The 11,813-nt window shown below is 38.4% G+C and carries 12 protein-coding genes; all 12 read left to right on the forward strand.

The window, feature by feature from the left end:
* Positions 1-211: 211 nt before the first annotated feature.
* The 12 genes from B8955_RS06320 (at position 212) to B8955_RS06375 (ending at position 11,609) form a co-directional block, all read left to right on the forward strand.
* Positions 212-988: a ParA family protein gene (locus B8955_RS06320; RefSeq protein WP_084099390.1), complete on the forward strand. Its 777-nt coding sequence runs from the start codon at positions 212-214 to the stop codon at positions 986-988.
* Positions 966-1,886, forward strand: a complete 921-nt coding sequence (locus tag B8955_RS06325; RefSeq protein WP_084099391.1) for a ParB/RepB/Spo0J family partition protein — start codon at positions 966-968, stop codon at positions 1,884-1,886. Before B8955_RS06320 ends, B8955_RS06325 begins: the two co-directional genes overlap by 23 nt.
* A 10-nt stretch (positions 1,887-1,896) precedes the next feature.
* The gene (locus tag B8955_RS06330; RefSeq protein ID WP_084099392.1) at positions 1,897-2,103 is read left to right on the forward strand and encodes a DUF951 domain-containing protein; all 207 of its coding nucleotides are present in this window, start codon (positions 1,897-1,899) and stop codon (positions 2,101-2,103) included.
* A gap of 20 nt (positions 2,104-2,123) precedes the next feature.
* Positions 2,124-3,218 carry a redox-regulated ATPase YchF gene (ychF, locus tag B8955_RS06335; protein ID WP_084099393.1) on the forward strand — a complete coding sequence of 365 codons (1,095 nt, stop codon included), beginning with the start codon at positions 2,124-2,126 and terminating at the stop codon, positions 3,216-3,218.
* Between the two features lie 13 nt (positions 3,219-3,231).
* A complete protein-coding gene (locus B8955_RS06340) occupies positions 3,232-3,942 on the forward strand; it encodes a DUF1129 domain-containing protein (RefSeq protein WP_084099394.1) in 711 nt (236 codons plus the stop codon).
* Positions 3,943-4,123: 181 nt separating this feature from the next.
* Positions 4,124-5,608: an IMP dehydrogenase gene (gene guaB / locus B8955_RS06345; protein WP_084099395.1), complete on the forward strand. Its 1,485-nt coding sequence runs from the start codon at positions 4,124-4,126 to the stop codon at positions 5,606-5,608.
* Between the two features lie 179 nt (positions 5,609-5,787).
* Positions 5,788-6,477 (forward strand): response regulator transcription factor, encoded by a 690-nt coding sequence (locus B8955_RS06350; protein WP_084099396.1) that lies wholly within the window; start codon positions 5,788-5,790, stop codon positions 6,475-6,477.
* A 27-nt stretch (positions 6,478-6,504) separates the two neighbouring features.
* Positions 6,505-7,632 carry a sensor histidine kinase gene (locus B8955_RS06355; RefSeq protein ID WP_084099397.1) on the forward strand — a complete coding sequence of 376 codons (1,128 nt, stop codon included), beginning with the start codon at positions 6,505-6,507 and terminating at the stop codon, positions 7,630-7,632.
* Positions 7,633-7,635: 3 nt separating this feature from the next.
* Entirely contained in the window at positions 7,636-8,985 is a 1,350-nt protein-coding gene (locus B8955_RS06360; protein WP_084099398.1) for a D-alanyl-D-alanine carboxypeptidase family protein, read from the forward strand.
* A 32-nt stretch (positions 8,986-9,017) separates the two neighbouring features.
* Positions 9,018-9,542, forward strand: coding sequence for a peptide-methionine (S)-S-oxide reductase MsrA (msrA, locus tag B8955_RS06365; RefSeq protein WP_084099399.1), 525 nt, complete (start codon positions 9,018-9,020; stop codon positions 9,540-9,542).
* 154 nt (positions 9,543-9,696) lie between these two features.
* Positions 9,697-10,278 carry a xanthine phosphoribosyltransferase gene (locus tag B8955_RS06370; RefSeq protein ID WP_084099400.1) on the forward strand — a complete coding sequence of 194 codons (582 nt, stop codon included), beginning with the start codon at positions 9,697-9,699 and terminating at the stop codon, positions 10,276-10,278.
* A gap of 47 nt (positions 10,279-10,325) precedes the next feature.
* Entirely contained in the window at positions 10,326-11,609 is a 1,284-nt protein-coding gene (locus B8955_RS06375) for a nucleobase:cation symporter-2 family protein (RefSeq protein WP_084099401.1), read from the forward strand.
* Positions 11,610-11,813 lie beyond the last annotated feature (204 nt).

The raw sequence follows: 11,813 nt of genomic DNA on the forward strand, positions 1-11,813 counted from the left end.
CTTTCATCATTTTACACCAATTTCTTATCGTTTCCAGAAGCATAATAAGTGATTTTTTGATACAATAATGATGTGAGTTTAATAACAGCGAAAAGTAGGAACGCCCTACTTAATGAATGCAAGGGCTGTGACTGATGTTATAGTCCTTTTCATTTCGAAAAAATAGGAAAAAACATGTTAAAAGTCTTTAGCATGCTCTAGGAGGTTTAAGATGGGTAAGATTGTTGCGGTAGCTAACCAAAAAGGTGGCGTGGGTAAAACAACCACGACCGTTAATTTGGCAGCAGCTTTAGCGTACAATGATCAAAAAGTATTGCTAATTGATAGCGATGCGCAAGGGAATGCCACTAGTGGACTAGGCATCCCTAAAGCTGAAGTACAAGCGGATATTTATGATGTGCTGATTAATGAAGTGGCGATTGAGGAATCTATCGTTCCAACGTCACGAGAAAACTTAATGGCTGTCCCAGCGACGATTCAGCTAGCCGGTGCCGAAGTGGAATTAACGAATCTAACGCATCGTGAATCACGGATGAAAAAAGCATTACAGCCAATTGTTGATGATTACGATTATATTTTCATTGATTGTCCACCATCTCTAGGACACTTAACGATTAATGCCTTTACAGCAGCGGATTCCGTATTAATTCCCGTTCAAAGTGAATACTATGCGTTGGAAGGATTAAGTCAATTACTGAATACCATTCAATTAGTGCAAAAACACTTTAACCGTCAGTTGAAAATTGAAGGTGTCTTGATGACGATGTTCGATTCACGGACGAACTTAGGGAACGAAGTCGTTGCAGAAGTCCAAAAATACTTTGGTGAAAAAGTGTATGATAGCTTGATTCCACGGAATGTTCGGTTGTCAGAAGCGCCAAGTTATGGACAATCAATTATTGATTATGATATTAAGTCACGCGGGGCGAAAGTCTATTTGGAACTGGCAAAGGAAGTGTTAGGAAATGACGAAGGCGAAGAAGAATAGAGGCTTAGGTCGCGGAATTGATGCTTTGTTTGCGCCCAGTGAGGATATCTTTGAAGAAACGAAGGAAGTCGTTTCTGATGATCAAGCAACCATTGATGACAATCGAGTTCAAGAAGTGGCGTTAGATAAGATTCGCCCGAATCCTTATCAACCACGAACACATTTTGATGATGAAGCATTGGAAGAATTGGCGGCTTCTATTCGAGAACAAGGAGTCTTTCAACCGGTTATTCTCCGTGAATCTGCCATCAAAGGGTATGAAATTATTGCTGGCGAACGTCGCTTTAGAGCAGCAAAACGTGCTGGTTTAGAAACCATTCCCGCCATTGTTCGCGACATGTCAGATGATGCGATGGTCGAAGTGGCGATTATTGAAAATCTTCAACGAGAAGATTTATCGCCTTTAGAAGAAGCCACAGCGTACAAAAATATGATGGAACAGCTACATCTAACCCAAGATGAAGTGAGTCAACGATTAGGTAAAAGCCGGACGCATGTTGCTAATCATATTCGATTACTTGGTTTGAATGATGATGTCAAAGAACTCGTGCAAACGGGCGCGTTATCTATGGGACAAGCGCGGACTTTATTAGGATTAAAAAATAAAAAAGATCAATCACGGTTAGCGAAAAAAGTCGTTAATGAAGGAATGACGGTTCGTCACTTAGAGAAATTGATCCAAACATTAAATGAGCCCGTGCAAAAAGTGACGAAAACACCGAAACAACCGCCTAAACCTGCCTATATTCGTGAGAGTGAAGATAAGTTAATGGATCGATTTGGCACATCTGTTAAAATTAAAAACCAAGGTAAAAAAGGAAAAATTGAAATTGAGTATTTATCTGAAAATGATTTGACTCGAATTCTAGATATTTTAAATATTCGTTTGGATGATTAAGGAGGACATAATGGCTAAAGATAAAAATTATGAACTTCATGATGTCGTAGAAATGAAAAAACCACATCCGTGTGGGAATAACGCGTGGCGTGTCATTCGTATGGGTGCTGATATTCGGATTAAATGCCAAGGATGCGGCCAATCTGTATTGATGCCACGGCGTGAGTTTGAGAAAAAAATGAATACTCGTTTAGAAAAAGCAAGTGAAACTGAATAAAGAAAGAGTGAAGGATTAATATGGCATTAACAGCTGGAATTGTCGGATTACCTAACGTTGGGAAATCCACATTATTCAATGCAATTACAAAATCTACCGTTGAAGCAGCAAACTATCCGTTTGCAACTATCGACCCAAATGTTGGGGTAGTCGAAGTACCTGATGAACGTTTAGATAAATTATCTGACTTGTATCAACCGAAAAAAACGATTCCGACAACGTTTGAATTTACAGATATTGCCGGGATTGTAAAAGGTGCTAGTAAAGGTGAAGGACTAGGAAACAAATTCTTAGCGAACATTCGTGAAGTTGACGCTATTTGTCATGTGGTTCGTTGCTTCAATGATGGGAATATTACTCACGTGAGTGGTAAAATTGACCCAGCTGAAGATATTGAAACGATTAATTTAGAATTAATTTTAGCGGATTTAGAATCTGTTTCTAAACGTTATGAAAAAGTGACTAAAATGGCTAAATCAAAAGATCATGATGCCGTAGTTGAAGCAGAAGCAATGAAAAAAGTGAAAGATGCCTTAGAAGCTGGACAATCTGCACGAACTGTGGATTTAACAGAAGAAGAGTATCCATTCATTAAACAAATGTACTTATTAACGATGAAACCTGTTTTATATGTGGCAAATGTTCAAGAAGACGATGCCGCGACAGGTAATGACTATGTGGAATTAGTGCGTGACATTGCAGCTCAAGACGATGCTGAAGTTGTCGTTGTTTCCGCTAAGATTGAAGAAGAATTAGCTACGTTGGATGAAGAAGATCGCGATATGTTCTTAGAAGATTTAGGGATGGAACAATCTGGTTTAGATGTCTTGATTCAACAAGCTTATACTTTATTAGGATTAGAAACATTCTTTACAGCTGGTGAACCAGAAGTTCGTGCATGGACATTCCGTAAAGGGATGAGAGCACCACAAGCTGCAGGTGTTATTCACTCTGACTTTGAACGTGGTTTCATTCGTGCAGAGACTGTTAGCTACGATGATTTAATTGAATTAGGTAGCACACAAGCAGCCAAAGAGCACGGAAAATATCGGTCTGAAGGGAAAGACTACGTCGTGCAAGATGGCGACGTGATGTTATTCCGCTTTAACGTGTAAGTGAGGGAGAGTTATGGCAAAAAAACAACATGAACAAGTCGATATGACCGCCTCACGTGCGAATTGGGAGCGGGAGAATGCGGAATTGTATCCGCAATTAACGAATAAGAATAATGCCTTTATGCACCAACTAAATAAAGAAATGGCGCATCGAGATTTTGATGGTGAATGGTTAGAAAAAGAAAATGAGATGTTACATGAATTAGTTGCCCATCAAACAAGTGGAGTCACAGCGAAACACTTATATGGAACGCCACGTGGTTATGCAGATAAATTAGAAAATGGCGACTATGACAATGCGACGCCGCAAGAATCCGCACCATTCTGGCAATATGTCGTTGAAGGTGGCTTACTTATCGGTGGTGTCTTCGCCTTAATCAATGGGATTATTATGCTATTTGGTAATGGAACAGAAGGTGCACAATCTGCCGGTGTGATTACGATGCTACTTAACTTTGTGATCGGTGGTTTCGCTATGGCAGTGATTACGAAAAACCAACCCGATGTTAACCAACCAAAAGGGGAACGTGGAATGGGTCGGTATTTATTATCAGCTGTAGGGGTAATGGTTTTATGGATTTTCTTTATTTCGATGACACAATTGTTACCACCTGCTATTAATCCGGTCATGCCACCGTTCATTTATATTGCTCTAGGTGTGATTGCCTTAGCGGGTCGTTGGTGGTTCAAAAAAGCACATGGAATTACAGGAACACTATTTTAATAAAAGTTAAGAGATTGGAAAATAATTCCAATCTCTTTTTAACAATCACACATTCTTAAACGATAAAACCGAACATTTTAAATAAATATATAAAATTACGTTCGTTTTTAATAAAAACCGTTGACTAGTGAGTATGCAAGTGGTAAAGTTGATAAAAATATTTAAGGAGATGGCTATTGTAATGACGAATAATTGGGAAAACAAGTTTACTAAAGAAGGCTTAACATTTGATGACGTTCTTCTTGTACCACAAGCTAGTGACGTCTTACCGCATGATGTCGATTTACGTACACGGTTAGCACCAAATTTAAAATTAAATATTCCGATATTATCTGCCAGTATGGATACCGTCACTGATTCTAAAATGGCCATCGCGATGGCTCGCCAAGGTGGCTTAGGGGTTATCCATAAAAATATGACAATTGAACAACAAGCAGAAGAAGTTCGTAAAGTAAAACGTTCTGAATCTGGTGTTATTACTGATCCATTCTATCTCTTCCCAGAAAATACTATTAAAGAAGCAGATCAATTAATGGGTCAATACCATATTAGTGGGGTACCCATTGTTAAAAGTGAAGAATCTCATGAATTAGTTGGTATTATTACTAACCGTGACATTCGCTTTATTGAAGATTTTAGCCAACAAATTGGCGATGTGATGACTAAAGAAGATTTAGTGACTGCTCCAGAAGGAACGACTTTACAAGAAGCAAGTAAAATTTTACAAGAACATCGTATTGAAAAACTCTTACTTATTGATGAAGATAATCATTTAACAGGATTATTAACGTTTAAAGATATCGAACGCGTTAAAGATTATCCAAACTCAGCTAAAGACGATAAAGGGCGTTTAATCTGTGCGGCTGCTGTTGGCGTAACATCTGATACGTTTGAACGTGGGGCTGCTCTATTAGATGCTGGAGCAGATGCGATTGTTATCGATACCGCTCATGGTCACTCAGACGGCGTTCTACGTAAAATTAAAGAATTCCGTGACTCATTCCCTGATGCGACAATTATTGCAGGTAATGTGGCGACAGCAGAAGCTACTCGTGCATTGTATGATGCAGGTGTCGATGTTGTAAAAGTTGGTATCGGACCTGGTTCTATTTGTACCACTCGTGTCGTTGCTGGTGTTGGTGTTCCACAAATCACTGCCATTTATGATGCAGCTGGTGTCGCTAACGAATATGGCAAAACGATTATTGCTGATGGTGGTATTAAATATTCTGGTGATATTGTTAAAGCTTTAGCAGCTGGTGGACATGCCGTTATGCTTGGTTCTATGTTAGCTGGTACAGATGAATCACCAGGTGAATTTGAAATCTTCCAAGGTCGTCGTTTCAAAACTTACCGTGGAATGGGTAGCTTAGGCGCAATGAAAAAAGGCTCTGCTGACCGTTACTTCCAAGGTGAAGTTTCTGAATCTAATAAAATGGTGCCAGAAGGTATTGAAGGTCGTGTTGCGTACAAAGGAACAGCAACTGATACGATTTTCCAAATGATTGGTGGTTTACAAGCTGGTATGGGATATGTTGGTGCAGGTGACATTAACAGCTTACGTATGAATGCTCAATTCGTCCGTATTACAGGTGCTGGTTTAATTGAATCTCACCCACATGATATCCAAATTACGAAAGAAGCACCTAACTATTCTAAAGGTTAGATATTAACCTAAAGAGCCTGGAGACAGGCTCTTTTTTTATGTCTTCGATTGATGAATCACAATGCTTAGCGAGCGATTTAACAGTTTCTTAAACCGTTTTAAGTAGTATTTTCCTTAATCATTCGGTAAACTTTGGTAAAATAACAGATAGACAAGTTTATGATGGAGAGTGAACAGTAATGAAAATTTTAATTGCAGATGACGACAAAGAAATCGTTGAATTATTAAGTATTTACTCTGCGAATGAAGATTATGATGTGGTTAAAGCTTATGACGGAAATGAAGCTTTGGAACAATTATCTGCGAATCCTGACACTGATTTGATGATTTTAGATATTATGATGCCAGAGAAAGACGGCTTAGCTGTTGTTGAAGAGTTACGTCATCGCCAAATGAATATTCCGATTCTATTATTGAGTGCTAAATCAACGGATATGGATAAAATTTCTGGATTAACAACTGGAGCCGATGATTATGTAACAAAACCATTTAACCCATTAGAGGTCATGGCACGAGTAAAATCATTGTTACGTCGGTCACGTTCTCAAGAAGAAAATAGTAATGTGATTGAAATTGGACCGCTAGTTATCGACAAAAATTCTCACATTGTCAAAACGATTGAAGGCGAAGAAATCAAATTAACAGCGTTAGAGTTTGGTATTTTATACTTACTAGCGAGTCATCCTAACACGGTATTTAGTGCGGATGAAATTTTTGAACGTGTTTGGCAACAAGAAGCTGTGGTTTCAGCAAAAACAGTGATGGTTCATGTGAGCCATTTACGGGACAAAATTGGCGATGCCACCAACGGAGATAAAGTGATTTCAACTGTTTGGGGCGTTGGCTATAAAATTGTCTCTCCCGAATAATAGATTAAGGATTTGAGGCGAATCTTCGTGCAGAAACGTAAAGGACGCGAACGTGTCGAAGTGATTATTGAAGCCGTCGTTTGGCTAGCTATTTTGATGATTGCTTACTTCGGCTTAATGTTTTTATTTATTGTATTTTATGAAGAGTATTACCCTATTTTTATTTTAAATCATCCTGATGCGATGATGAGTGTCTTACGCTTCCAACAAACCTTCTTTGTGAGTTTCACATTGATGTATTTAGTTGGAAGTGTCGCTTTTGTCGTCTGGCGAATTTATAGACGGCGGCGGACGATTCAACTGGGCTATATTCTGGAAGAATTGCATTATATTTCGCAAGGACACTATGATCATCGTATTGAAATTGATAAGGCGAGTTCCATGGAGCCAGTGGTGAATAGTATTAACCGATTAGTGGATAGTACGGTTAAAGCTATGGAAGAGGAGCGCCGAATTGAACAATCGAAGGATGAATTGATTACGAATATGAGTCATGATATCCGAACGCCGTTAACATCAGTCATTGGTTATTTAGGATTACTACAAGGTCATCGCTATAAAAGTGAGGATCAGGCCAATCAATATGCGCAAATTGCCTATGACAAAGCATTACAGCTCCAACGAATGGTAGAGGACTTATTCGAATATACGAAAGTTCGTCAAGTGAATACCGCATTAACGATTGATAAGGTAAATGTCCCTCATATGTTGGCACAATTAGCTGTTGAATTCGAAATTGAAGCGAATGAAGTGGGGCGGTCAATTATTGTTGATGCACCTCAAAAAGATCTGTATGTCGAAATGGATAGTGAAAAGATGGTCCGTGTGTTTGCTAACTTATTAACGAATGCCTTTAAATACGGTGGATGTGGTAAATGGGTTCGTTTAACGGTTGAGCCACAACCAGAAGTCACTCGTTTTACGGTGGCGAATGATGGGAATCAAATAGATGATGATGTATTAAATAATCTCTTTCAACGATTTTATCGTGGCGATCCTTCTCGTAATCAAGGCATTAAAGGTAGCGGTTTAGGATTAGCGATTACGGAGAGTATTGTGACGCTTCATCATGGTCGTATTTGGGCGGAATCAGATGAAGAAAGTACACGTTTTATTTTTGAACTTCCCAATACTTATACAAAGGAGGGCTTATAGTTAATGATTAGCTTGTTAAAGTTTTGGGTAGCTTTTAGTCTGTTTTTAATTGGCGGACAGTTAGTTGCTCCAACGTTGGTTTTTGCTGAGGAACAGACCTCGCCTTCAGTTGAGGATTTTTCGAATCAATTATCCCTATCAGTGGATTCCGCTTTAGCGATTGATAATGAAAGTGGACAAATTCTCTATCAAAAAGATGACAATCAATTACATGGAATTGCGTCATTGACGAAATTATTAAGTTTATTTGTTGTTTATGATGCCATTCATGATGGCAAATTGTCGATGGATACGAAAGTACCAGTATCTAAAGAAGTTGAAGAATTAGCGACTTTGCCTGGCTATGCTAATGTGCCATTAAAAGAATCAAAAGATTTTTATACGGTATCTGACTTAATTGATGCGACGATTATTGGTTCAGCGAATGCCGCGATTGTAGCGTTAGCTGAGGAAATTGGTGGTAGTGAGCAAGGCTTTGTGTCACTAATGAAAGATAAACTAACGGAACTTGGTATTTCTGATTATGAAATTTATACTGCTAGTGGAATGAAGGCGCAATATTTGGTGACTGATAATGGGGATGCGAGTTCCCTAGATAAGGAAAATAAAATGCGAGCTCGAGATATTCTATTTTTGGCTAGAGAATTAGTGAAAACATATCCAGAAATCCAAGATCGTGCTCAAGTCTCTAGGAAAGAATTTCCAGTTTCTAAAGATGAAACGTATGAATTGGTGAATCACAATAAATTTCTACCAGGCTTACCTCATGAACGGTCTGATATTTATGGATTGAAAACCGGAACCGAAGAAGAAGCAGGATCATGTATTATTGTCATTACAGAAATTGCTGGACGAGAAGTCTATGCGATTACGATGGGAGCAGATTCTGACGAGGCGCGTTATGGAGAAACCAATCGATTACTTGACTACTTACAAAACCAATTAGAATGGGTAACCTTACAATCAAAAGGTGAAGCGATTACGGATGGACAAACGGCTGACATTTCCAAAGGTCAATCTGAAACGACGTCATTAGTTTATGGTGAAGATGTTGGGTTATTTGTCCCTCATAATTATGACCTGTCAAATCATATCGAAACTTCTTATTCGTCTGCTTGGCAATATAATGCAAAAGGACGTATTGTTTTAAATGCACCGTTAGATAAAGATAAAGCTGTTAATACAGTAGTAACTAGGGCTCCTTTCTATGACACCCTATTCAATGAACCGACCTTAGAAAACACGATTTATCCAACTGAAGATGTTCTAGCGATTAACCGTTTTGTTCATATTAGTCGGATTATGGCGGACATGTTTGAAGAGTGGTCAAATCGTTTGTTTGCTAGTGAGTAATAGTGTAAAGTGAAGCAAAAGGAGGTCATCATATGACAATGGAAAAAGCAACGTTTGCAGGTGGCTGTTTCTGGTGTATGGTGAAACCATTTGACGAAATGCCAGGAATTGAGTCAGTGATTTCAGGGTACACTGGTGGCCATGTCGATCATCCAACTTATCGTGAAGTGTGTTCAGAAACAACAGGACATACGGAAGCGGTGCAAATCACTTATGATTCTGATGTGATTAGTTATAATGAATTGCTAGATATTTATTGGCAACAAACAGACCCTACTGACGCAATGGGGCAATTTGCTGACCGTGGCGATTCTTATCGTCCAGAAATTTTTTATCATAATGATGAACAAAAAGTGTTAGCAGAACAATCTAAAGCTCAGTTGGAAGCCAGTGGTCGTTTTGACCAACCGATCGTGACGCAGATTACGCCAGCAAGTGACTTTTGGCCAGCTGAAGATTATCATCAATATTATTACAAGAAAAATCCAGAACATTATGCTCGTTATTCTGTTGGTTCAGGACGGAAACCATTCATTGAACGTCAATGGCAAGATTAACGCGTAACTCCTAATAGTTTTAAACTGTTAGGAGTTTTTTAGTTGTAGGAAGTGAGGGATTATGTTGAAACCCGAACTTTGCATTGAAATTCTTAATTACTCTTCGTATAATAGACTTACTTTTTGAAGGATAAATTTAGAGGAGGAACAATAAATGAGTTATTTGCAAGAGCGTATTTTATCAGATGGGGTTGCACTAAATGAAGATGTCTTAAAAGTGGATTCATTCTTGAACCATCAAATTGACCCAGTCGTGATGAATGAAGTTTCTAAAGAGTTTGTTGATTATTTTGGAGATAAAGGCATTACAAAAGTATTAACCATTGAAGCATCAGGCATTGCGCCAGCTATTTGGGTAGCTTCTGAATTACAAGTGCCAATGGTATTCGCGAAAAAAACCGAACCATCGACAATGAAATCTGAAGATCAATATACGCATGATGTTCATTCATTTACTAAAAATAAAACGAGTCGTGTTATTGTCTCTTCTAAATATTTATCTGCAGATGATCGTGTTCTCATTATTGATGACTTCTTAGCTAATGCAGAAGCTTCATTAGGATTAGTTGATATTGTCAAACAATCAGGAGCAGAAATTGCTGGGGTTGGTATTTGTATTGAAAAATCTTTCCAACCTGGACGTCAAAAATTAGAAGATGCAGGTATCGATGTGTATTCTGTCGCACGAATTAAAGAATTAGGAAAAGACAAAATTACTTTTGAAGAGGGTCATTAATCAATAATATAGTTGGTGGCAACAGTTAGTATTCAAAAGGAGCGCTTATGAAAAATTTTTCTTTTAAAGAGATGTGGCAGTGGAAAAATATTACCTTAAGTATCCAACATTTATTAGCGATGTATGCTGGGGCAGTAGTTGTTCCAATTTTAATTGCTGGAGCTTGGAAACTTAATGCAACGCAAACAGCCTATATGGTAGCAGCTGATATTGCGATTTGTGGATTAGCGACATTACTACAAGTCTATCGAGGACGTGTCATTGGTATTGGATTACCAGTCGTTTTAGCGAGTACATTTACTGGCGTTGCGCCGATGATTCAAATTGGATCAACGCACGGTCCTGGTGTTGCTTTTGGGTCACTCTTAGTTGCTGGGATTATTATGCTCTTCTTGGCACCAGCATTTGCTAAACTGAATCGCTTGTTTCCCCCATTAGTTACACGTTTAGTTGTGGCACTAATAGGGATTACTTTAATTCCTGTAGCGATTACTAACTGGGCAGGTGGCGATGGAGCGGCTGATTTTGGTAGCTTGCAAAATTTAATCGTTGGATTTATTACATTAGTCATTATTTTAATTATTTATCGATTCACTAAAGGATTTGTACAATCGATTTCGACGTTAATAGGAATGGTTACCGGAACTATATGTGCAGCATTTCTAGGGATGGTTGATTTATCTGCATTACAATCAGCCAGTTGGTTCCAACTCCCAATGCCATTTGCATTAGCGACGCCAGAAGTTGATTTTGGTAGTGTGATTACTTTAACAGTTGTTGGGATTGTGACATTTATAGAAGCTACGGGAAACTACTTTGGTTTATTAGAAGATGATGAACGTCTAAGTGAAGGGGACTTACGTCGTGGGTATCTTTCTGTTGGTCTCTCATTTATATTAGCTGGATTATTTAATACCACACCACAGACAGCCTTTTCCCAAAATTTAGGAGTTATCAAAGTTTCCGGTGTGCGTAAACGAGAAGTAATTGCGAATTTAGTGGTTATTATGTTACTGCTAGGATTTGTTCCTAAACTTGGTGTATTGGCGACGATGATTCCTAAACCTGTATTAGGAGGCGCAATGGTCTTCTTATTTGGGAATGTTCTCGCTTTCGGAATTGGAGAATTAGGTTCAATGTCCCTTAGTGATGATGATTCAATGATTATTGCGGCTTCAATTGCGGTTGGTCTAGGGGTCGCTGTTATGCCAGAAGCCTTTTCCAATTTACCAGCATGGTTAAGTTGGATCACCACTTCAGGAACAGTAGCAGGAACCATTGTGGCAGTATTATTGAATCTATTTTTTAATGGACTATCCGAAAAATCATAAAAAATTTCCAACTATCTATTTACAACACCTATAAACCATGATAATATATATCTCAGTCGTTAAGAAATGCGACTGAGATTATTTTTTATCTCAACAACTTCTAAAAATAAATTTTAAAAAGTTGTTGACATATTACGGGTTAACATGATATATTATTTAAGTCGCTTCGATGAGGCGACAACAACAAAACAAGTTGTTAAAAAA

Origin of the sequence: Aerococcus suis (assembly GCF_900176325.1) — a bacterium.
GTDB classification, from domain to species: Bacteria; Bacillota; Bacilli; order Lactobacillales; family Aerococcaceae; genus Aerococcus; species Aerococcus suis.